Origin of the sequence: Psychrobacter sp. NPDC078409 (genome assembly GCF_050268505.1) — a bacterium.
In the GTDB taxonomy this organism is placed as follows: Bacteria; Pseudomonadota; Gammaproteobacteria; order Pseudomonadales; family Moraxellaceae; genus Psychrobacter.
Window position 1 is genome coordinate 206,935 of record NZ_JBNNGW010000004.1, and the last position, 22,275, is coordinate 229,209.

Sequence of the window (22,275 nt, forward strand, 5' to 3'; positions counted from 1 at the left end):
TGTTCAAAATGAATACTATTCAAAATAAATTAAATTAATCAGGCTAGCTATCAAGCCAGCCTTGTTGTTTGGCATAGGCTAGCTGCTCAGGCGTATCAATATCGTAGCTAAGTTGGTCATTATCGACCTCACCTATTTGATCAGTAGGCAACCCTCTAATGAGGTGACGAAGCCCTTTATCTCCTATCAATTCTGACTGCCACTGTCTCAGCAGTTTACAGTTAATTGCTAAAGGTAGACCTATAATATCAGATACCTTTTCATCTCGATTTTGATATTTTTCTAAACGTCGCCAACTGTGATAGCGACTGGCCACTACCGTGTGCTTGCCCGCTAGCAAAGCTGTTAGATGTGGCTTATCTAACAATACTTGATCTACTCCCATGATGAGCACTCGATCGATTGAAGTCGATTCAAGAGCAGCAATTGTCTCAATACCCAGACTCAAACTATGCGCCATACCAGTATCAGCTTGTGAGTTCACCACTATCTGAACCGTTGGATGTTGATTTTCCAACTCTGTCATCATACTAGCAATCAAATGCTGATTATCAGGAATGACAATGACAATAACTTGCGGATTGGTAATTATTGCCAGTCGAGTCATATAAGTAATTAACGGCTCGCCATTCTTAACGAGTAGCTGCTTAGGTTGACCGAGACGCTGGCTGAGGCCACTTGCTAAGATAATGACCGCATGGTTTTGGCTCTGCTGTTCAGTACTTTCTGTAAATGCACGCTTACTCATACGCCACTCTGAACAGTATTGGTATTCGTATCACTACTCACCGCTGAGATATTTGAAACATTGTTATGCGAACCACTTACTGGAGCATCTTGATTGTGCATGACCGCATTAATCTGTGCCATGATGCCGAGCGCAAGTGCCTCAGGGCCGTCTCCACCCAGCTTATAACCAATCGGATAATGCAATTTATGAATGCCCGCTTCTAACATAGTAGGATTGCTAATATTTATGCTGATTTCATTAATCAAGCGTTCGGTACGATATCGCGGCCCTAACTGTCCTAAATATCTATAATTGTCTGGATGCTTGAGTAGTATTGCTAGGCGAGCACGATCTTGACTCAAGCTGTGTGACATCAGAGCGACGGCTGCGTTATTACTGAGCTTAAGCAAAGCCTCACTATCATCTAAGGATAGCGACATCACAGCATCCGCTTGAGGAAACCGCATACGCGTCGCATATTGCGCGCGACTATCTATAACTGTTACATGCCAATCTTGTAGTTTAGCCATGGTCACCAGTGGCATCACGTCGTTACCTGCGCCGCAAATCAATAGACGCAATTGTGGTTGCAGGCGTTGCACAAGCCACTCTGTTGTTACCTCGCCGTTTTCCACCGTCACATATTCGGCATTTTTATCAGACAGCTTATATTGTGCTAATTCTTCTACGGTATTGGCAAGTATGCTTGAAAACGCTGTTTTCCCTAGTGCAGAAACACTTCCCAAGCTACGGTATTCATCTAAATTAATACGCATCCCAATCTGCAGATTATCACTGTTTTGCGATATAGAATTTTGATGCTGATAGTCGTTAGCACGAATTAAAGTCGCTACAGTAATCGGCTGCTGAGTACGTCGAACATTACGGATTGTCTCTAGCAATGGCGTTGCTGTCGTTAGTCGCTCAAATAATACATGCACTCGCCCATTACAGCCCAATCCAAAATTTAGCTCATCAAAGTCCGCTTCATCTAAACCGCCATCTAAGCCGCTATTTAAGTCGTTATATAAATCGCTATCCGACCCATCATATATATCAGAGTTAGTTCGCTTCACACCTGCTTGCGCTTGGCCATCGTCAGCATATTTAATGTCATCACCCGTCTGATAAACTTGCACATTGGCACCGTTACGAGTAAGCCAAAAGGCACGTTTGATAATGTGCGGCTCCAAGCAACCGCCACTAATCATCCCAACTGAGCGACCATCCTCACAGATAAGCATCATCGCGCCAGCACGGCGATATGCTGAGCCTTCAGTACGTACGACCGTTGCCAATACAGCATCAATACCTTGTTGCTTAGCTTTGATTGCCAGCTTAAGAATGTCAGCGACCTGATTCATAACGCCTCTTATTTGGTAGTTATTTTCTTGATAATGACGAAATATACAGCTGATTAAGTTATAAAAACCCGCTCATTAAGCGGGTTCCTATCGTACATGTGGCTTAAAAAATTACTCTGGCATCTCGTAAAGCAATTTATCAAGCGTGATCGGAAAATCATAAACACGTACGCCGACGGCATTGTATACAGCGTTAGCAATCGCGGCGGCAGCACCGGCAATAGCCGTCTCACCAATACCTTTGATATGCATCGGGTTGGTATAAGGATCATCCTCTTCAACCAATATCACATCTAGCTGTGGTACGTCGGCATTGACTGGCACATGGTACTCAGCGAGGTCATGGTTACATAGACGACCGTCACGTTTGTCGTGGATGACCTCTTCCATCAACGCTGAACCAATACCGAATACCATGCCGCCATAGCATTGCGAAGTCGCTGTCTTGTGGTTAAGAATACGACCTGCGGCAAATGCGCCTGTCATACGTTTTACTCGGATTTCACCAGTGACTTTATGCACGGCTACTTCAGCGAAGTTTGCACCAAAAGAAGACTGACGATACTTTTTACCATTTTTACCTGGTTTTATCTGTCCTTTAGCACTGACTTTTTGCTCCTCATAGCCTGCGACCACGTCAGCAAGCGCGTATGACTCTATATTCTTAAAATCATATTTCTCTGATCCTGACTGTTCTTCTAATACATTCTCTGAAAATGAGACTCCTGTGGTTTCAGATATTTTATCAATAGTGCTATCAGCAAACGCTTGACCATTCTCTTTGGCTGTCTCTACTGCAGTCAGTTCGTGCTTGCCTACTTGCTTAATTTGACCATTATCTAACTGAATCGTATCAGGATATAGGCCGACTTTTGCTGCTAACATCTCACGCAATTGCTCACAAGCGAGGTAGACACCACTACCTGCACTTGCAGCGCCCCAACTACCACCTGAACCTGATGCAGGCGGCAGGGCACTATCGCCTAACTTCATCTCGATATGGTCAATAGGTAGTCCTAATAAATCTGCAGCTACCTGAGAAAACACTGTATAAGACCCTGTACCGATATCTGTCATATCTGTCTCAATGACTGCTTTGACACCTAGCGCTTTTGACTTATCGACTTGCAGTGTTGCTCGCGCTTCAGAAGACTGTAACTGGTTACCACGTGCGGCTGCAGCCATGCCCGTTCCTATCCACCAGTCGCCTTCTAATTGACTAGCAGGCTTTGCGTTGCGCTGACTCCAACCAAACTGCTCAGCACCTTGCTCCATACAGGCAATCAGCTGGCGCGTCGAAAATGGAATGTCTTTACTAGGGTCTTTTTCGGGTTCATTACGGCGACGCAGCTCTATAGGATCAAGGTTCAATTGCGCAGCCAATTCATCCATTGCACATTCAACGGCAATCATACCGACCGCTTCACCAGGCGCACGCATCGAACCTGATAGCACTTGGTTCATGTCGACCATTTCATAATTTACACGGCGGTTTTTACCACTGTATAGATAGTGCGTAGACAATGCAGTTGGCTCAAAGAACGCCTCATCTGGCAAATTACTAGAAATGGTATCGTGAATTAACGTATCGATAACGCCATTTTTATCGCAGCCAATTGCAATGCGCTGACGAGTATTCGAGCGTCTAACTGTGGCTTCCATCACTTGTGGACGCGTCATGGTAATTAATACTGGACGACCAAGATCTTTTGACGCAATAGCAGCGGCAATAGATTCAGGGGCAATACCGAGCTTGCTACCAAACCCACCACCGACATAATGTGCTATCAGTTGCACTTGATCTTTATTTAAGTCTAGCGCGTCCATGACTTGCTGCTTACAAGACGCCAGCATTTGGTTGGCAGTATAAAGAACAAGCTTGTCGTCTTCCCAATGTGCCAATGTTGCATGTGGCTCCATCGCCGAGCTGTTTTGACTTGGCGTATGATAAAAGCGATCAAGCGTTACCTCAGCATCAGCCAATCCTTGCTCAGGATCGCCTTGGACATAATTTTTGTCAGAGCCTTTTTTCTCATCAACTGCATGGGCGTTAGACAATTCTTTATTGAAATTCAATGCTGCTTGGTCAGTCTCATCTTTATAAGTGACTTTAAGCGCATTTGCTCCTTCTGTTGCTGCCTCAAAGGTTTCAGCGATGACGACCGCAATAGGCTGACCATGATAAAAAATCTCAGTCGCTCCCTGCTTTGGCGCTTTTTTTAATCCACCTTGCTGAGAATTACGCAAGAAGTGCTTAGGATCTGTCACGACCTTGATAATATTAGGAATGCCGTCTAAAGAACTACTATCGATATTCTCGACTTGTCCTTTGGCAATGGTCGCACCGACCAAGACACCGTACGCTTTATTGTCTAAATGGATCTCAGCACTATAAGGCGCTTGACCACTAACTTTCAGCGAGCCGTCAACACGGTTAATTGGCTTACCAACCAGTTTGCTCGCTGTTGTGCTAAACAAAGACTCAACAGGCTCATCCATGGTCATTTTTTTGGTCGGTTCTGACTGAGTGATTGATTCAAATAATGACATGATTATGCTCCCTCGCCCGCTAGTGCGCGCTGAATGACTTGTTTTAGTAGGCGACGCGTCAACGGTATTTTAAAGTCGTTTTGACCATTACCTTTGGCATCATTCAATAACAGATCGGCAGCTTGCGTGATGACATCAGTATTGCCATCGGTATCTGTTAATAGCGCCTCAACTTCTTCATTACGCCATGGCTCAGTACCGATACCACCAAATGCCAATCGTACCGTCTTTAGATTACCGCTAACATCAGCGTCTATTACTGCTGCACAGGATACGAGTGCAAAGGCATAAGAAGCACGATCGCGCACTTTGTCATAAGTATGCATACCTTTGATAGGCGCAGGTAATACAACGTGAGTAATTAACTCACCTGCCTCTAATACATTTTCGATATGCGGCGTATCTTTTGGTAAGCAATAAAAATCTTTTACATTGATAGAACGAGTCGATCCGTCAGCTTTGACTGTCTCGATAGTGGCATCTAGCAAGCGCATTGCTACCGCCATATCAGATGGATGCTGAGCAATACAGGCATCGCTCGTGCCTAGAATAGCCAGCGTACGGTTCTCGCCATTGATAGCTGGACAACCTGTGCCCGGTTCACGCTTGTTGCAGGCGCTGTCTGTCTGATAAAAATAATAACAACGGGTGCGCTGTAAGAAATTACCGCCAGTCGTTGCTTTATTACGCAGCTGGCCAGTCGCTCCTGCCAAAATCGCTCGGGATAATACTGGGTAATTGGCAATAACCTCAGGATGCGCTGCTAAATCACTATTGGTCACAAGCGTACCGATGCGCAAACCTCCATCGGCAGTAGTTTCAACTTGCTCTAATTCTAAACGGGTAATATCGACCAGTTTAATTGGCGTCTCAATCTCCAATTTCATCAAGTCTAATAAGTTGGTACCACCTGCGATAAAAGATGCATCTTTGGTACTGGCAGATATTGCCGCTTGCTCTGGTGCATCAGCACGACTGTATTCAAAGCGTTTCATGGGCGGCCTCCTGTTGTAGCAGTTGCTGTCTTGTTATTCGCTGAGGTCTTACCAAGTTGTGCTTCGCTCGGTGGCGGTGACCAGATACCTGTAACACTTGAGTTTTGCACTGCGTTGTCTGCTGCTTGAATACTAGACTCTAGTACTTGACTATCTGATACCTGACTCTCAAGCACTTGTGAAATGGCTTTGATAATATTTGGATAAGCTGAGCAGCGGCAGATGTTACCGCTCATGCGCTCAGCAATTTCTTGTACAAGGCGGCCATCAGGATTTTTTAAGTCGGTGCTCACATGGCTTGGCCAATTTTGTTTCACTTCTTCTATCAATGCGGTCGCTGAACAAATCTGACCAGGCGTGCAATATCCGCACTGAAAAGCGTCATTGTCTTTAAACGCTTGCTGCAATGCCGACAGTGATTCTGGCATTCCGATACCTTCAATTGTTGTGATGTCATCACCATCATGCATAACGGCGAGCGTCAGACAAGAATTAACCCGTCGTCCATTGATGAGCATTGTACATGCCCCGCATTGACCGTGGTCACAGCCTTTTTTGGGTCCAGTAATTTGTAGGTGCTGACGACAGACGTCGAGCAGTGTCGTACGGGCGTCAAGATTTTCAAGCTGATAATCTTGCTTATTGATTGTTAAGGTCAAAGTAGACATGCTGGCTTCTCGCTGGCAGATGAATATAATGGAATGGTGAAATACGCTTCAAAATAACAACGTTAATAAATTCATTATGACGTATGAAAAAAGTTGTTTTGTTTTTACTTTGTAGGGATTCCAGTGTAGTTTCTAATCTGTGAGAGTATCGAAATGTTAGCGCTGCTAATAGGTGGTATGTGGTTTATCCTCAGTTTTTAACGTTATTTCAAAGGAAATCCCGATAAAAAAAGCCCCATAAACAGTCAGTTTATGAGGCTCTTAAATAGACTATTTACATATAGTATTTAGTAGATATGTCTATCAAAAATGTCATTTGCTTAGATAATAACTGGCTAGGCTTTCGTGATAATCGTTTCTTCATCAAAACGTGATTTTGGCAGCTCAGCGTTAAAGTCATCTTTACTACGGTAACCAAGTGATACGATCGCCACAGCGGTGTAGCCTTTACTACGTAAATCAAACTCTTCATCAAGTGCCTTTAAGTCTGCCCCTTCCATCGGAACTGCATCAATACCTAAGGTTGCCGCTCCTAGTAGTAGAGCGCCCATATTAAGATACAACTGCTCTATCAACCAATGTGGCTCGTCCTTTTGCTCATAACGACGAATGTCTAAAAACATTTTACGCGTCTGATGCATTTGCTCTTTAAATTTTGGCTCTGCAAAACGACCATCTGCATCTTCTTTTTCTAAGATGTCATCCAAAAACTCATCATCAGCATAGACACGGCTACAGAATACAATGACGTGCGAGGCACCTTTTACTTTAGCATCGTTGAACTCGTACATGCCCTCAGTACCTTTCGCGATTCGGGCTTTACCAGCTTCATCATCAGCAATGACAAAATGCCAAGGCTGAATATTGGTACTCGAAGGACTTAAGCGTAAAACATTCTTTAGACTTTGGAAATCTTCTGCTGAGATTTTCTTATTGGTATCAAACTCTTTTGTGCTGTAGCGCCAGTTCATTGCTTCAGTGATATTTTTCATCTGTGACTCCATTATTGATATTAATTTTTATTCTTGCTTAGAATTTTTCTTTTTCAATTATCATTTCAACGAAGCCACTTTAAATAAAAAGCTATTTTATGACCATGCCTGCTTGGTTAAGTATTCGTAGGTTTTGTTATGACTGAGTCAGCGTATTGCAAAAACGCCTACTTTCTTATTAGTAATGGTTACAATTACGCTACCGAATTGGTGACGCCGACTGCGCAGACTACATTGTAATCACTTAGTCATTCTCTTAGTATGAACTGACTTGATATATGGTAACTAGTTATAGTTGTCTGATAACTAGGTATATCTGCTTGATTCCAACTGATATGCCTCTATCTATACATCTCAAATAAAACATACATAATAATACCCGCGAGGAAATATGAGCACATCAGAAAAACCACTCCGAATAGATATCGTGTCAGACGTCGTCTGTCCTTGGTGCGTTATCGGTTATCGCCAATTAGCAGCAGCACTTGAGCAAACCAATACCGCTCACACTATCCACTGGCATCCGTTTGAGCTAAACCCAAATATGCCAAGCGAAGGTCAAAACCTACGTGAGCACATCATCGAGAAGTACGGCTCTACTAAGCAAGAATCAGATGCTAGCCGAGTCAGAATGACTGAAGCTGGACAGGAAGTTGGCTTTGAATTTAATTTCAATGATGACACACGTATGCATAACACATTTAATTTGCATCAGCTGCTACATTTCGCTGATCAGCAAGGCCGCATGCATGAGCTAAAGCAAGCCTTGTTTGCTGCGCATTTCACCAATAACAGAAATATCTCAGATATCAATGTGCTTGCCGATATTGCAGCAGAGACTGGGCTTGATCGTAGTGAGTCATTAGCAGTGTTGGAAGGTCAATTCTTTGCAAAAGAAGTACGAGCAGAAGAGCAGCATTGGCAACAGCAAGGCATCCAAAGTGTACCAGCGATTATCTTTAATGAGCGTCATCTGGTCAGCGGTGCTCAAGGGGTCGAGAACTATATCAGTATCTTAGAGCAATTGGCCAACATGACTGAGTAAACCATACGACGTTATAAAAATGTCATTCTATAAAAGGATACTTTATGTCTTCTGAACGCTTTCCCTCGATTATTGTGTTCGACGTCAATGAAACATTGCTCGATATCGACACGCTAACGCCTTTATTCATGCGCGTCTTTGGTAAGCAAAGAGTGCTGAGAGAATGGTTCGCTCAGCTAGTACTGTACTCGCAAACTATGACGTTGTCCGGCCTCTATACGCCTTTTGGCGAGCTTGGGGTTGGTGCATTGCAAATGGTTGCTAACATCAGACAAGTTACTTTGACAGACGACGATATCAATGAGTTCAAAGAAAGAATGAGTGCCTTGCCTGCTCATCCTGACGCTGCGCCAGCACTGACTCGTTTGCGTGATGCAGGGTTTCGACTGGTCACGCTGACCAATTCAGCAAGCAGTGCGTCTCCAACGCCATTAGAAAAAGCTGGTCTCAGTCAATTCTTTGAGCAGCACTTTAGCATTGAGACTGTTGGCAAGTTCAAGCCAGCACCTGATACTTACCAATTGGTGGCTGATACGCTAGCCGTTGATACGTCAGATTTATGCCTTGTCGCCTGTCATCTCTGGGATACTATAGGCGCACAAGCGGCTGGTTGTCGCGGTGCATTTTTGACCCGTCCCTATAATGCGATGCTGAACGCGCCCAACGTACCAGTTCCAGATTTGACCGCATCAGATTTATCGACACTAGCGGATCAAATCATTAGCAAAAAGAGTGCTTGAGACTTTCAATCATTAAGCTATGTGTGAAAATAATATTAAAAAAGGCTGCTTCAATATCGAAGCAGCCTTTTTATTTTGGATACAGTATTTCTAAGACAATAATGTCGTTCCTACCTTCATTGATTACTCTGAGAAGTGTACAACCGTACGGATGCTTTCGCCTTTGTGCATCAAGTCAAACGCTTCATTGACGTCTTCTATTGGCATCGTATGAGTGATGAAGTCCTGTAAAGGAATCTCGCCTGCTAGATAGCGCTCGACATAACCTGGTAGTTCTGTGCGACCTTTTACACCGCCAAATGCTGAGCCTTTCCAGACTCGACCAGTCACTAACTGGAATGGACGGGTTGAAATTTCTTGTCCAGCGCCAGCGACACCGATGATGACCGACTCGCCCCAACCTTTGTGGCAGCACTCTAGCGCTGAACGCATAACATCGACATTACCGATACATTCGAACGAATAATCCACACCGCCATCGGTCAATTCAACGATCACTTCTTGAATTGGTTTGTCATAATCTTTCGGGTTGATACAGTCAGTTGCACCGAGTTTTTTGGCTAACTCAAACTTGCTTTCATTGATATCAATCGCGATGATACGGCTGGCTTTTGCCATGGCAGCACCAATCACTGCTGACAGTCCGATACCGCCCAGTCCAAAGATAGCCACTGTAGCGCCCTCTTCGACTTTTGCAGTATTCATAACCGCGCCCATGCCTGTAGTCACGCCGCAACCAAGCAAGCAAACTTCTTCCAATGGCGCTTCTTTATTGACTTTCGCCAAAGAAATCTCTGGTAAAACTGTGTATTCAGAGAAAGTTGAGCAACCCATATAATGGTAGATAGGCTCGCCGTCTTTATAAAAACGTGTGGTGCCATCTGGCATCAAGCCTTTGCCTTGAGTCTCGCGTACTGCCGAGCATAGATTGGTTTTGCCTGAGCGGCACATTTTACAAACGCCGCATTCTGCTGTATATAACGGAATGACATGGTCACCGACCTGAACGCTGGTCACGCCTTCACCAACTTGCTCAACGATACCGCCGCCTTCATGGCCCAAAATCGCAGGGAACACGCCTTCTGGGTCTTCACCAGATAAGGTAAAAGCATCTGTGTGACAGACACCACTGGCAACGATTTTTACCAACACTTCACCTTTACGCGGTAGCATGACGTCCACTTCTTCGATAGATAGTGGCTGCTTTGGACCCCACGCGATGGCGGCTTTTGATTTAATAAATTTATCCGACATAAAAATCTCTCTTTTTAATTGATTGTTATTTATGGGTGACGACATAACAGTTTTGTTATAAGTACAAGTAGTTTTGAAAGTTTGCTAGCGCATCTTATGGATTTTAGCAGTCACTATATCCACAGTTAAAACAAATAAAGATAGGCTGAGCTTATCTTGCCTGCCCTCTATAGGCAAGCATCGATGACAGTAAAACACCATCTGTTTACATTGATACTAACCATTATATTTATTTCTGAGCGGATAACAATATGCTATATTTGCAAATATCTTTTACATATTGGTAATAATCATGCGCTGGGAAGGAATTAGTGAGTTTGTCTATGTTGCAGAATTCGAGAGCTTTACGCGTGGTGCAAAAGAGCTGGGTATCTCGACTGCACAAGTCAGCCGCCAGATCAGCGCGTTAGAGAAACGTTTAAACATAAAGCTGCTATATCGAACCACGCGCAAGGTCTCACTGACTGAAGAAGGCCGTGTATTCTATCAGCATTGCCGCAGTGTGCTCGATGGCTTGGATGCCGCTGAGCAAGCCGTAACCAACTTACAATCAAAGCCTCAAGGCAGGATAAAACTAACAGCGCCCGTTACTTATGGTGAGCAGCAGTTATTACCACTCATCAATGATTTTATGATGCAATATCATGATATCGAAGTGACTGCCTTTTTGAGTAATCAGAAAATCGACTTGATTGAAGGGGGTTATGATTTGGCCATTCGTATTGGCAAATTGCATGACTCGACGATGATGGCAAAGAAACTTAGCTTGCGCACTAATTTTGTCTGCGCTGCGCCCTCTTATCTAAAAAAACATGGTATACCGCACCATTTAAGTGATTTAAGTCAACATAACTGCCTACTAGGTACTCGTGACTACTGGCATTTTATAGATACTGCTAAAGCAAAAGAGAATAGCGATACTAATGGTAAGACGGACAACCAACAAGCAAGTGTAGAAAGGAACCTGCGTGTCTCTGGTACAGTGCAATATAACAGCGGCTATAGTCTGGTCGATGCTGCGCTAAAAGGTCTGGGTATCGTACAGCTGCCTGATTACTATGTGCAAAAGTATTTAGCGTCTGGCGAGTTAGTCAGTTTACTTGATGACTATAGAGAGCCCGAAGAAAGCATTTGGGCCATTTATCCACATAACCGTCATTTATCACCAAAAATTAGGCTGCTCGTAGATTATTTGGCAGAACATTTGGTTTAACGTTCTGTTAAGACGTATTGCAATCACAAACCTGATTACGCACAATGAATATTCGATGTTGCTCATTATAGTTAGGACTGACCATACTACAGATAACTTATAGGTATCATTATGATTAAAATCGTCTCTATCGCTGCGCTAGCAGTAGCCGTTTCCTCTTGTGCCAGTATTGATACGCTGCTGGATAAAACCAATAGCACTGGTGCTATGACAGACACCACCACCTCTATCAATGCCGAAAAAGGCTTGGTGACCATGCAAAGTAATCACTCAGTCCAAGATACCGCAGACAAACTGGTCTCAGTAATCGAAAGTAAGGGTATGAAAGTATTTGCGCGAGTCGATCATCAGAAAAATGCACAGAGTGCTGACTTATCATTGAGACCAACGCAAGTCGTTATGTTTGGTGACCCTAAAGCGGGTACGCCATTAATGAACTGTGAGCAAACCGTTGCCATTGATTTGCCGCAGAAAATCTTAATTAGCGAAGATGCCGATAAAAAAGCATGGCTGTCATACAACAACCCTGACTACCTCAAGACACGCCACAATATCAAAGGTTGCGATACCGAGATTGCTAATATCTCAAAAGCACTCAACGCTATCAGTACTGCAGCAATAGCAAAATAATGCACTCGGTATAGTTGAATAAATATATATTCGAGTAAATAAGTGAAATGTGCTACGGAAGTATTACTTATTTACTTAAAAACCCCTCATATCAAGAATGACTAGATTGCTCTATCTGGTCATTCAACTCTACTTTTAATTTCTTTGCGCACTCGATAATTTTTTTTCTATCGGCAGGAATAGCACCTTGCGCAATAGCGATTTCACGCATTTGAACGGTAATATCGTAATGAGGATAGCTAGCATTACGATGAAATAGACGCGCATCCACATCAATAAACGCCGCAAAATCATGCAGCTCTTGCAAGCTATCCGCCAGCATATGACACCACTTATGGCCTTTGAATTTTATCTGCACAAAATCTACATATATCGCCATATAACCACCTATCTACTTATTCATTGATTCGCTTATCTGACTTGTCGTTAGCTCAAAATACTTTAGCAACTTAATAACACTATCATCAAAAACCTTTATAACAATGCGCGCACATCTTTTTTAAGTTGTTTGAGTCGTTCTTGATACTCGCTATGACTGCTATCAAATGTACTCAGTCGTCCGTAGCGTAACTGACGGTAGTTTTGTCTAATTTCAATAAGCTTTGTCTGAATAACGATTGGGTCGCTACTATCTGTTAGCTGACTCGTAGCAGAGTGAGCATTGTTATCTTTACGGCTATCAATAGCCGATGCCAAACGTTCCAACCAAGCTAGCTGCCCTTCATTATCATTGCGAGCTAATAATTTATCATGCTTAGCAACACGTTTTGAGAGCTGAGCAAGAGGTAAGTCTGCTGGGTGCCAACGTTTGCGGCGGCGATACCAAATGACAAATACTAAGATAGCCATAACGGAAACCGCACTGGTGGCTAACCAAATGATTTGCTGCATGATTGAGCTGATATTGAACCATTTGAGTAATGAGTCTGCCTGTTTGTCTTGGTCATAGCCGACTACGTCTTTTTGCCAGTAGTAGCTCGCTTGGTCTGATAGTCGGCGTAGCGTTTGTAGCATTTGATACTGCTGATAGCTGATCTGTGCACTGGCACCATTGCCAAACATGGCTGCCCCTTGCTGCTGGGTCATCGTATTCATGCCTTGCTCTACTCGCTCAGGCGCCACAAAGGCTGTCGGATCCACACGTACCCAGCCTTGGCCCTCAAGCCAAACCTCAGTCCATGCGTGCGCATCCATTTGCCGCACTTCCCATACGTTACCATTGCGACTCGGCTCACCGCCTTGATAGCCGGCTACTACTCGTGCAGGAATGCCAGCGGCGCGTAGCATAAAGGTAAAGCTTGAAGAATAATGCTCACAGAACCCTGCTTTGGTTTCAAATAAAAACTCGTCAATCCGATTGGTATTGAGCCGTGGTGGCGACAATGTATAGCGAAACTCTGTTCGATTAATCCATTGCTCGATAGCCGCTATGTAGCGCACAGGGTCTGAACCTGACTGCTCAAATAACTGCTTAGCAAGCGCGCGTGCTTGTGGATTACCTTCATTAGGCAAGGCAAGGTTCTCACGTCTTGATGCCTCTGTTAGAACCGGATCAATACGCATCTGTGCAAACTGCAACACATCATAGCGAAGTTGCTGCGTAACAGGTTGATCCTTTGATAAGGTAAATTCAGAAGTAGTATTAATATCTGGCTGCTGGGAGAACGGATAATCAAGACCAAATAGCCAGTTTTGCTGAGTGGGTTCTAAGATAACCTTGTAATTGACAGGTGCCGCCCTTGATTCATCAGGTACAGTAGCGAAGGCGTTCTGAATCCATGCAGGTGCTTGCAATCTCGACGACCATTGATTCTTTTGGGAAGCCGGACGCCATGTGACACCATCGAAATCACTAAATACCAAACCGCGCCAATACAGCTGCTGTTGTGGTGGGCGCTCATCAGCAAACTCTACGCGAAAGGCTAGCTCAGTCGACTGCCCTAAATTGGCAAAATCACCAGGAGACATGCTATCAGAGACACCTGTTACGGCCTGCTGACCTGAGAGCTGTACAGACCACAGTGGAGGCAGTCTCGGAAAAAACAAAAATAGCACCACCAATAATGGCAATGCGCCAACACCTAACACGCCCAATGTACGCAAGCGTCCATCACCGTTAGCATTGCTATCATCATTAAGCGCAATAAATGCTAGCAATACAATGACTGCGCCAACGATCACTTCTAAAGTAGTCAGTAAACCTTGGTCCATCAAAAATAATGCTGCAAGCACGAATAATGATAAATTCAATATCACATAGGCATCGCGGCGCTTATATAGCTCCCATAATTTACTAACTAGGCATAGCACCAAAAATGCCACACCCATATCGAGCCCAAATGCCGTATTGTAGGTTAGCCACAGACCTAATAGCCCCAGCAGAAAGCCTAGCATTTGTACACTTTGATAAATACGCTTTAGGTGCGATAGTTTTTTGAATTTAGCTTTGATATAAGGCAGTTGAGCGGCGATACTGATGGTGGCAAATCCTATCAGCCATAATGGTAAATGTGCGGCATGCGGTAACACAACGACGACTTGAGCAATTAATACCCAATAATAAGCTGGCAGTGCAAATAACTTACGATACCATTTAGCGTCATTTTGCTCAGGTTGAAGCGAGACTTTTTGACCTAAAGCCAACTGCTCAAAGCTGGCCGTTTTTGTAGCATTGAGCGCAGAATACTCTGTGGACAGTGTATCAACATGAGCAGAAGATAAGCGTTTAGAATTGGTCATGGTGCTTTCGCAAGCCTTAGCAAGCATGCTTGCGCAAAGGATTCCCCGTTACCCATCTCCGCAGTAGCAGGAGTATCACTAGGTAAACGCATTTGAAACGGCACACCTAGCTGACCCAGCGTCAATGCCCCATAAGCCAATTGTGCAAGTTTTTGCTCGTGATGTGCAGCTGGCATATCTGCATAATCAAGCGTTTGCTCCTGACCGACCGGATCAGCGAAGTGCTTGGTCAGCATACCTTGTCCTCGCGCCACATGCCCCCAAGAGACTCGGGCCAATGACTCACCCTCGATATAGTTGTCTAATCGCTCAAAGTCGTCCTGACCCTGTCTATACTGCCCACCTGTTGGTAAATCTTCTAAGCTTGCGATTGCATATTTTGCTTGCCAGTCAAAAACTTCAGGTTTTGGATATACCCAAGCTGTACGCGCAAAATAGACATAAGACCATGCACGCATGATACCTAAGGGATAAACTGTTTTTATTTTTAACCGTGGCAGTTCATGCTGACCACGAGTATTGGTTTGAATAGGCAGTCGAATGACTTGCTCACCTTGTAATCTCGTGATAAGCACTGAACTTTGCGCGTTTATGCCATTTTTGGTTTTCTTATTGGTTATCTGCTCAAATTCAAATAGCAACTGGCGCCGTGGTTGGCGACTATCACTATCTAACTGCAGCGTAATCCAAACAGGCAAGCCAGCTTCTGTCATAGTGACTTCTAGCAGACGCACTTGCAGACCAGATATATGAGCAAAAGTAACATGAAAACTAATTAGCCAAATACTGACCAGATAAAAGCACAAACCAAGCACCAAATTGTTGCCATAGTTGATACCTGCGATAAAGGTAATTACTAATAATACGGCGAATAGCATCCCTTCACGACTAAAGAAAATATAGACATTGCGCAAATTAAGCGTAGCACTGTCACTCTTAGGTGCGCGCGCGGCAAACCAGCGGCTCAGAGCTAATTTTATTGGTGCGGTTAAGGCCTTTGGTAACAAGCTCATGACTACCCTATTATTACCATCTGATTGACAATGCTGTCGGTATTTATATTTATACCTGACCAACAAGCAAACTCACGAATAGAACGATATAGTTGATTAAGGACAATTCGAATACAAGAAGAACGGGTGAAAATACCGTAAATATTGAACTTAGTGACTTTGATATTTTTTCTAAGTTATATAGCTTTGACTGTGTGTAGAACTATGGTTCACCGATGCAGTTAATCAATGGGGTCAAACAGCATATTAGCTGCTAAGCGACGACTGACACTTCTGCTAGGATGCGTTGGGCGATGGTTTTTGTTGCTTGACCACCAGTCACATGCGCAGGTACGAAACGCTGACCGAGGCGATGATCAGTGACCGCAGCAAACACCGCTTGAATATCTTCAGGGGTCACTTCCATATATCCCGATACATAGGCATGCGCTTGGGCAGCACGCTGTAGCGACAACACGCCGCGAGGCGATAAGCCATGATACTCTTGGCTTGCACGAGTTTTTGCAACCAGTCTTTGCAAATAATCCAGTACTGTATTTGCTACATAAACTTGCCTGACAGCGTACTGAGCCAGTAGTACAGCTTCAGTATCAAGTACCGTATTCAAGTCTTTGAGTAGCTCGCGACGGTCTTTACCTTTTAGCAGCTCACGCTCTGCGGCAGGCGATGGATAACCCAATGATAAACATAACAAGAATCTGTCTAACTGCGACTCTGGGAGCGGATAGACACCTGCTTGTTGCAATGGATTTTGAGTGGCAATGACAAAGAAAGGTTGCGGCAAAGGATAAGTCTGGCCATCTTGCGTGACTTGGCGCTCCTCCATCGCTTCAAGTAACGCACTCTGCGTTTTGGGACTGGAACGGTTTATTTCATCAGCAAGTAATAACTGAGTAAAGATAGGTCCCGGACGAAACTCAAATTGCTGTTTACTTTGGTCGTAGATGCTCATACCTAAAATATCAGCAGGCAACATATCATTGGTAAATTGCACTCGGCTAAAGCTCAAACCTAACAGCTGTGCCAAGCCCTGTGCCAAAGTCGTCTTACCCATACCAGGCAAGTCCTGCAATAACAAATGACCGCCTGCTAGGATACAACTGAGTGCTAGCCTAACTGCTTGCGGCTTGTCCAATACAATCTGATTTAATTGCGCTAACAGCTGTGCAATTTTCTGCTGATTGTGTTGAAAATCAGCCGTACTAGGGATGGACTGGCTAAGCGGATTCGCTGTTCTCTGAGAGATGGATAATGATATATCGTTAGCTGCATGGGTCATAGTAGGTTGTTGGCTCATTTTTTAGGTCATAGCGATGATAAGTCAGTTCACATCATCTGTAACGGTTGGTGCAGCGGCACGGAGCGTAGATAAATAAGCAATGATATCGGCACGCTCTTTCGCATCTGGCATCGGGTCAGACAGCATTTTGGAGTCTGGCATGGCTTTTTGGGCATCTGCAATATATGGATCGAGTGTCTCTGCGTCCCACACCCAACCTGAATCTTCTAGTCCTTTGCTGTAGGTATAATCTTTTAACTCGGCAGCCGGCGCACCATATATATTCATTAACTGCGGGCCCTTTTTATTCAAACCTGCATTACGTTGGTGACATTGACCACAGGCATCTTTATAAATTATCGAGCCGTTGTCTGCATCGCCGTCAGTATATAAGGGTAGAGTCACAGGAGCACGGTGGTCAGGTGGTGTTTTCTCACAAGCTGTGAGCAACAGAACAGCAGCCAAAAGGCTGCTCATTTGATATCTATTGATAAGGGACATTTTTAGCAATCTTTGGTTGAGGAATATCATCGCCATAACATAAACGATATGATGTATTGGCCTTTTAACTCGCTACCTTTATTGTGCTACTAGGCTCTTCTAAATAATACCCTTGCAAATAGCGCGCGCCCACACTCCAAGCGACCGACATCGTTGCTGCATCTTCGATATAAGGCATGAGCACATCAACCTTGATATCATTAGTACGCGCAATAAGAGATTTAACCGTTTCTAGATTTTCTGCTGAACCAATATCTTGGATATAACTGCGCGCCAAGCGTACCATATCAGGCTGGACAAAATTGGCAATTTCAATAGATTTGACAGAAGAGCCAAAATTATTAATACCTAGTTGACAGCTAACATCGCTGAGTGCGGAAAATTGAGATTTCGCGACAGTTAAGTGATCAGAGATATCTATTTCATTGAACTGTAGTGTCAATACACCAGCTGCGCCGCCTACCGCTTTTATCAATTGACTGGCGACAATCGGCAGTTTTTTATCAACCAGTGAAGCATTAGTTAATTGTACTAACAATCTGGCTTCAGGATGAACCTTACGGACGTCATTGATTTTCTTACAGGCATTGATAAGCACCCATCGATCAATCTTTTCTAACAGTTGATGTTTTTTAGCCACCGCCATAAATTGATCAGGGGTTAATACCGTATTGTCAGCATCTGACAGCGGTAACCGTAGATACACTTCAAAAAAGTCGCTACGATCGTTGTTGATGTCGTATATCGGCTGAAATGATAGCTCAAAGCGGTTATTAGTAATGGCATCCACTAATGACTCAGCAAGTGCATGATCATCGCTATTGGCATGTTCGCTTGGGTCATATATACGGTAAGACCCACCACTATTAGAAGTCTCTACCATGATTTGGCTGATAGCATCCATGGCGCGTTCTAATATGATGACAGGCTCTACCGTATTTTTTTCGATTTTGACAATAGCAATGCTAACTGTTGTATTCGTTGTACGTTTATCAACTTCAATAAACATACCCTTTATAGACGAACCGATATGCGCAGCAAGTTCTTCAAGATCATTCGTCGTCTTGTTTTTTACTAATATCGTGAATGCGGTATCGCTGAAACGGCTTACATGCCCATCAGGTACTAGCTCAGTCAACGTGTGGGCAACTTGTTTGACCGTTGCATCTATTCCTTGTAGACCCAAACTACTTCTTATTTTTCCTACATTATCAACCTGCACATATAGCAGGGCTGCGGTTATTAGTCCTTGGGACGCCTGCTGATGTATCGCTATCATCTGATCTTCAAAACCGCGACGATTATCTAGGCCCGTTAAATTATCTTTACGTTCAGCTTCAGCTAAACGCTTAGCAACCTCCGCACTATTATTACTATTCTGCTGAATAATAATCTGAATGACTGGCTCGCCCTCTAACGTGGCTGATGCTAGTTGTAGCTTTGCTTCAAAAGTACTACCATCTGTCCGTACACTTTCAAAATTAAACTCAACGTCTTGGCGACTACCTTTGTCAAACTGACGTAAAAACTGTTTAAACCCTTGAACATTATCTCTACCTGAAATCAGGTCAATAATAGGCACGCCTACCACTTCATTCATCGATTTAAAGCCGAATAGCTGAAGATAGGGCTCATTAGCAAATATATGGATACCCTCGTCTATATAAGCGACCGCGCTCTTAGAGTTCTTAATCAATACATTGGCACGTTGTTCTGCTTCAGAAAGCACTTGGCGTAAAGTTTTTAGCTCACGGCGACTGCGCAAACTACTATGCTGCAGACAAATAGCCATTACCACTGGCATTTCTTGATCCATTTCAAGCGCTTTGACCATCGTGCCACTAATCACAGTCGGTAGCTCATACTCATTGTAGGCAGTCGACGCTATCTCTTCATTCGTTAAACAGATCATTGGGAGATCGATGTTTTGCTCTTGTACGAGGCTCACCACATCTGTAAAGCTCATATTATAAGCTTTGCCAAATACCAGTACATCCCACGGTTGGCGCAGAAGTTTTAATAGCTCTTCTTTATCGTCCAAAAACCCCAAATTCACACTATCATAATAAGGACTCAATAACTGAACAAGACGTTCAGCATAGAGCTGATCGTCATTGATCACCAATAAATTTAAAAGAGATTGAGAGCGCATAAGGAGCCTTTTAGTCGTACGTATTGTTATCTATTATTTTGTTACTTTACATCTTTGTCTAAAACTAACCTAGCACACAAAAGACGCTAGCGTTAATATTCTATAAATCCCATCAGTATAGATTGAGTTTTCACCATGATAATTATCTTATTGTTATAGATATCATAAAAGTCAGAGTAACAATATTTATCATTATAGACAATAATTAGACCAACTGCAGATTAACTTATGCCCTTTGTCGCCTACTATATTACTGGTGACAATCTATATAAATTCTTCGTTATGGCCTGAAACTCCTATCACATCTAAGCATCCCTAAGCGCTATAACTGAGCCACCTCATATTGACTAAACTTATCAGTCATCATCAGCCTGCGTCCTAATCGTAGGGAAGTTTGTTTATTACCAATACGCATGACGACTCTATCATCAACTTGAAAGTACGAAGGTGGTACGATTAGTGTGCCAGTCGTCTGTAGCTGTTCATCTTTACCGAGAATAAATGCTGGTACAAAATGATGACTTCGCGTTTTACTGCCTTCCAAACGTAATCCACATGCCACAATTTTATGCCCGAGTATTTGCCATTCCACTTCTGGATTTTTAGTGTCGACATTGAACCAGCGTACTACCCCTATTGACCAATTAGGTTGTTCTGTACTTTCAGAGCCATAGACTAAAATCAAACTCATGATGTGTAAAGGCTGCGGTGCTGTTAGAGAAACGTCAGAGTCAGTTTGTTCTACGTTAAGCCCTTCTTTATTGAGAATGTTTTTGTTGGCAACATTCTTACTGAGATCAGCAGCTTTTGGCAATAAATGCAGTGTACGATATGCTGAAGAACTGTCATGGTCGTCAAATTTTTCAATATTTATGACATTACTGCGGCCACGCTCGCTGTCAAATGTATCGTATAAAGGCCTATCTTCTTCTCGTAAATGTTTGATAGCGATCAAATTGGCAAAAGTTTTTGAATGACCTACATGGAAGTGTATATCATTAAAATTGGTGATTAACTTTGCCTGCTGCTTGCTAGTATATTTGGTTGGTAAGGTAAGTGGTGGCTGCAAATAGCGGTAGCTGATGGTCATCGAAATAGCATTAAGCAGACTATATTCTACTGTACCACCTTCCTCGATAAAGTCTTTTTTACGTGACTCAAAATACTCAACTATCGGTGTCAGTTCTATAAATAGACAGTCATGACGATCTTCATAGGGGTTGATATGAGAGTTGACTGTTAGATAGCTTGGCGGATTACTACTATGAAGATCAACGAAAACTTTTGTCTCGGTGGCAGGCTCCATTGTCGCGACCATGTGTTTAGCCCAATCAGGCAATAGACGCTGTACGAGTAAGATATTCGGGCGCCTCATAGCACGCAAATTTAACAAGTGATGCAAACACATTTGGCAATATAACTGATGAATACTGTTTGTTTGATTCATGACAGTATGTAGACTTAAATCAATATCAGCCACTTTTCTCTGATGAGCAAGATAATATAACTGATTGACTTTAGACCACAGGTAATTTGAAGGCTTTCGATAGCACAGTGTTTCTTCTGCTAATAGTTTTTGATACCTTAATAGTGATTGATAAATCGCAATAGCAAGCGTGCTATCAGGTTTAGTCTCAGCACCAAAAAAACGCTGCCAACCTTTACCAGAAAATTGGTTTAAGGAGGCTTGTGACAACTGCGTCTCACGACGTATGACTTTGTCATAAACCATAATAATTAAATAATGTAACGATTGCATTTGAGCGATATAAGACATCTGATCCTGACTAAGCGCACCTGTCTCATAGATATAGTGCTGCCTAAAATCTGCAATCAGTCGGTCTGAGGCATCAATGACTGTTGTCATTAATTTGAGACGCTGTTGTTCATCCATATTGGATTCACGTAATACTGTCAGTAGACTTTCTAAATGTTCTGTTTGCTGTTCTTGGGTGAGCGTAGGTAGCGTTGCCAACATTTTTAACAAGTATCGTTCTTGACCATTTACTAAGCGATTAGATAGCGCAGGTAGTGGCTCTGTAGAATCTAAATGCTCTTGAAACATCGATAACGTTATCATCAGTATCTTTACTCTCTATTAGTCACTCTGAGGCAATCAGTAATATGCAGCAGTACAAATACATGTATGGCATAAAAAATGTTTGTGAAGCTCGACTATAGAAAAGTGATGATATCTATTTATTGTGAGCCTAAATCTAGCAGGACGTTCTGACAATACCTACATACTGGCAGAGTCTTGTAACTAGCGTTATATACTTTTTAATTAGCTGGTATATTGACAATCTATATTCTGCTCCAATCATATATCTATTTGTACTTATAAAAAAGTATAAATACTAGATTTTAGTTTTTAAAGGTACTATCCGCATCTTTTTTAAAAGCCGCTCTT

The 22,275-nt window shown here is 43.2% G+C and carries 18 protein-coding genes; 4 read left to right on the plus strand and 14 right to left on the minus strand.

Annotated features, from left to right (window positions below):
* Positions 1-43 precede the first annotated feature (43 nt).
* The 6 genes from ACQKC9_RS09650 to nfsB all read right to left on the minus strand — a co-directional run bounded on the left by ACQKC9_RS09650 (position 44) and on the right by nfsB (position 7,299).
* Complete coding sequence (locus tag ACQKC9_RS09650) at positions 44-748, minus strand: nucleotidyltransferase family protein (RefSeq protein WP_427621602.1); 705 nt, start codon at positions 746-748, stop codon at positions 44-46.
* Positions 745-2,094, minus strand: a complete 1,350-nt coding sequence (locus ACQKC9_RS09655; protein ID WP_427621603.1) for an XdhC family protein — start codon at positions 2,092-2,094, stop codon at positions 745-747. Before ACQKC9_RS09655 ends, ACQKC9_RS09650 begins: the two co-directional genes overlap by 4 nt.
* 111 nt (positions 2,095-2,205) lie before the next feature.
* A complete protein-coding gene (locus tag ACQKC9_RS09660) occupies positions 2,206-4,644 on the minus strand; it encodes a molybdopterin cofactor-binding domain-containing protein (RefSeq protein ID WP_427621604.1) in 2,439 nt (812 codons plus the stop codon).
* Positions 4,645-4,646: 2 nt separating this feature from the next.
* Positions 4,647-5,639, minus strand: a complete 993-nt coding sequence (locus tag ACQKC9_RS09665; protein WP_427621605.1) for an FAD binding domain-containing protein — start codon at positions 5,637-5,639, stop codon at positions 4,647-4,649.
* Positions 5,636-6,307, minus strand: a complete 672-nt coding sequence (locus tag ACQKC9_RS09670; RefSeq protein ID WP_427621606.1) for a 2Fe-2S iron-sulfur cluster-binding protein — start codon at positions 6,305-6,307, stop codon at positions 5,636-5,638. Before ACQKC9_RS09670 ends, ACQKC9_RS09665 begins: the two co-directional genes overlap by 4 nt.
* 335 nt (positions 6,308-6,642) lie before the next feature.
* Positions 6,643-7,299 carry an oxygen-insensitive NAD(P)H nitroreductase gene (gene nfsB, locus ACQKC9_RS09675; RefSeq protein ID WP_427621607.1) on the minus strand — a complete coding sequence of 219 codons (657 nt, stop codon included), beginning with the start codon at positions 7,297-7,299 and terminating at the stop codon, positions 6,643-6,645.
* A 391-nt stretch (positions 7,300-7,690) separates the two neighbouring features.
* Here nfsB and ACQKC9_RS09680 point away from each other — a divergent pair, with 391 nt between their 5' ends.
* Positions 7,691-8,344: a DsbA family oxidoreductase gene (locus ACQKC9_RS09680; RefSeq protein ID WP_427621608.1), complete on the plus strand. Its 654-nt coding sequence runs from the start codon at positions 7,691-7,693 to the stop codon at positions 8,342-8,344.
* Between the two features lie 44 nt (positions 8,345-8,388).
* Positions 8,389-9,084 (plus strand): haloacid dehalogenase type II, encoded by a 696-nt coding sequence (locus ACQKC9_RS09685; RefSeq protein WP_057761288.1) that lies wholly within the window; start codon positions 8,389-8,391, stop codon positions 9,082-9,084.
* Between the two features lie 123 nt (positions 9,085-9,207).
* Here the strand turns inward: ACQKC9_RS09685 and ACQKC9_RS09690 are convergent, their stop codons facing one another.
* Positions 9,208-10,338 carry an S-(hydroxymethyl)glutathione dehydrogenase/class III alcohol dehydrogenase gene (locus ACQKC9_RS09690; RefSeq protein WP_057761290.1) on the minus strand — a complete coding sequence of 377 codons (1,131 nt, stop codon included), beginning with the start codon at positions 10,336-10,338 and terminating at the stop codon, positions 9,208-9,210.
* 292 nt (positions 10,339-10,630) lie between these two features.
* Here ACQKC9_RS09690 and ACQKC9_RS09695 point away from each other — a divergent pair, with 292 nt between their 5' ends.
* Both ACQKC9_RS09695 and ACQKC9_RS09700 read left to right on the plus strand, forming a co-directional pair.
* A complete protein-coding gene (locus ACQKC9_RS09695) occupies positions 10,631-11,551 on the plus strand; it encodes a LysR family transcriptional regulator (protein WP_427621609.1) in 921 nt (306 codons plus the stop codon).
* Positions 11,552-11,662: 111 nt separating this feature from the next.
* On the plus strand, positions 11,663-12,181 hold the full coding sequence (locus ACQKC9_RS09700) for a DUF302 domain-containing protein (protein ID WP_427621610.1): 519 nt from the start codon (positions 11,663-11,665) through the stop codon (positions 12,179-12,181).
* A gap of 91 nt (positions 12,182-12,272) precedes the next feature.
* Here ACQKC9_RS09700 and ACQKC9_RS09705 read toward each other — a convergent pair whose 3' ends face one another.
* The 7 genes from ACQKC9_RS09705 to ACQKC9_RS09735 all read right to left on the minus strand — a co-directional run bounded on the left by ACQKC9_RS09705 (position 12,273) and on the right by ACQKC9_RS09735 (position 21,945).
* Entirely contained in the window at positions 12,273-12,560 is a 288-nt protein-coding gene (locus ACQKC9_RS09705) for a DUF4031 domain-containing protein (RefSeq protein WP_057761296.1), read from the minus strand.
* A gap of 95 nt (positions 12,561-12,655) precedes the next feature.
* Positions 12,656-14,920 carry a transglutaminaseTgpA domain-containing protein gene (locus ACQKC9_RS09710; RefSeq protein ID WP_427621611.1) on the minus strand — a complete coding sequence of 755 codons (2,265 nt, stop codon included), beginning with the start codon at positions 14,918-14,920 and terminating at the stop codon, positions 12,656-12,658.
* Positions 14,917-15,933: a DUF58 domain-containing protein gene (locus ACQKC9_RS09715; protein WP_427621612.1), complete on the minus strand. Its 1,017-nt coding sequence runs from the start codon at positions 15,931-15,933 to the stop codon at positions 14,917-14,919. The genes ACQKC9_RS09710 and ACQKC9_RS09715 overlap by 4 nt, the downstream gene beginning before the upstream one ends.
* Before the next feature lie 253 nt (positions 15,934-16,186).
* On the minus strand, positions 16,187-17,230 hold the full coding sequence (locus tag ACQKC9_RS09720) for an AAA family ATPase (RefSeq protein WP_427621613.1): 1,044 nt from the start codon (positions 17,228-17,230) through the stop codon (positions 16,187-16,189).
* 24 nt (positions 17,231-17,254) lie between these two features.
* Positions 17,255-17,689, minus strand: a complete 435-nt coding sequence (locus ACQKC9_RS09725) for a c-type cytochrome (RefSeq protein WP_224737767.1) — start codon at positions 17,687-17,689, stop codon at positions 17,255-17,257.
* 88 nt (positions 17,690-17,777) lie between these two features.
* Positions 17,778-19,865 (minus strand): EAL domain-containing protein, encoded by a 2,088-nt coding sequence (locus ACQKC9_RS09730; protein WP_427621614.1) that lies wholly within the window; start codon positions 19,863-19,865, stop codon positions 17,778-17,780.
* Between the two features lie 322 nt (positions 19,866-20,187).
* Positions 20,188-21,945 carry a hypothetical protein gene (locus ACQKC9_RS09735; RefSeq protein WP_427621616.1) on the minus strand — a complete coding sequence of 586 codons (1,758 nt, stop codon included), beginning with the start codon at positions 21,943-21,945 and terminating at the stop codon, positions 20,188-20,190.
* Between the last annotated feature and the right edge of the window lie 330 nt (positions 21,946-22,275).

Bases quoted from the DNA above. Each gene is read 5' to 3' on its own strand.
- ACQKC9_RS09650 (WP_427621602.1), bottom strand. From the start codon at position 748: ATGAGTAAGCGTGCATTTACAGAAAGTACTGAACAGCAGAGCCAAAAC.
- ACQKC9_RS09655 (WP_427621603.1), bottom strand. From the start codon at position 2,094: ATGAATCAGGTCGCTGACATTCTTAAGCTGGCAATCAAAGCTAAGCAA.
- ACQKC9_RS09660 (WP_427621604.1), bottom strand. From the start codon at position 4,644: ATGTCATTATTTGAATCAATCACTCAGTCAGAACCGACCAAAAAAATG.
- ACQKC9_RS09665 (WP_427621605.1), bottom strand. From the start codon at position 5,639: ATGAAACGCTTTGAATACAGTCGTGCTGATGCACCAGAGCAAGCGGCA.
- ACQKC9_RS09670 (WP_427621606.1), bottom strand. From the start codon at position 6,307: ATGTCTACTTTGACCTTAACAATCAATAAGCAAGATTATCAGCTTGAA.
- nfsB (WP_427621607.1), bottom strand. From the start codon at position 7,299: ATGAAAAATATCACTGAAGCAATGAACTGGCGCTACAGCACAAAAGAG.
- ACQKC9_RS09680 (WP_427621608.1), top strand. From the start codon at position 7,691: ATGAGCACATCAGAAAAACCACTCCGAATAGATATCGTGTCAGACGTC.
- ACQKC9_RS09685 (WP_057761288.1), top strand. From the start codon at position 8,389: ATGTCTTCTGAACGCTTTCCCTCGATTATTGTGTTCGACGTCAATGAA.
- ACQKC9_RS09690 (WP_057761290.1), bottom strand. From the start codon at position 10,338: ATGTCGGATAAATTTATTAAATCAAAAGCCGCCATCGCGTGGGGTCCA.
- ACQKC9_RS09695 (WP_427621609.1), top strand. From the start codon at position 10,631: ATGCGCTGGGAAGGAATTAGTGAGTTTGTCTATGTTGCAGAATTCGAG.
- ACQKC9_RS09700 (WP_427621610.1), top strand. From the start codon at position 11,663: ATGATTAAAATCGTCTCTATCGCTGCGCTAGCAGTAGCCGTTTCCTCT.
- ACQKC9_RS09705 (WP_057761296.1), bottom strand. From the start codon at position 12,560: ATGGCGATATATGTAGATTTTGTGCAGATAAAATTCAAAGGCCATAAG.
- ACQKC9_RS09710 (WP_427621611.1), bottom strand. From the start codon at position 14,920: ATGACCAATTCTAAACGCTTATCTTCTGCTCATGTTGATACACTGTCC.
- ACQKC9_RS09715 (WP_427621612.1), bottom strand. From the start codon at position 15,933: ATGAGCTTGTTACCAAAGGCCTTAACCGCACCAATAAAATTAGCTCTG.
- ACQKC9_RS09720 (WP_427621613.1), bottom strand. From the start codon at position 17,230: ATGAGCCAACAACCTACTATGACCCATGCAGCTAACGATATATCATTA.
- ACQKC9_RS09725 (WP_224737767.1), bottom strand. From the start codon at position 17,689: ATGAGCAGCCTTTTGGCTGCTGTTCTGTTGCTCACAGCTTGTGAGAAA.
- ACQKC9_RS09730 (WP_427621614.1), bottom strand. From the start codon at position 19,865: ATGCGCTCTCAATCTCTTTTAAATTTATTGGTGATCAATGACGATCAG.
- ACQKC9_RS09735 (WP_427621616.1), bottom strand. From the start codon at position 21,945: ATGATAACGTTATCGATGTTTCAAGAGCATTTAGATTCTACAGAGCCA.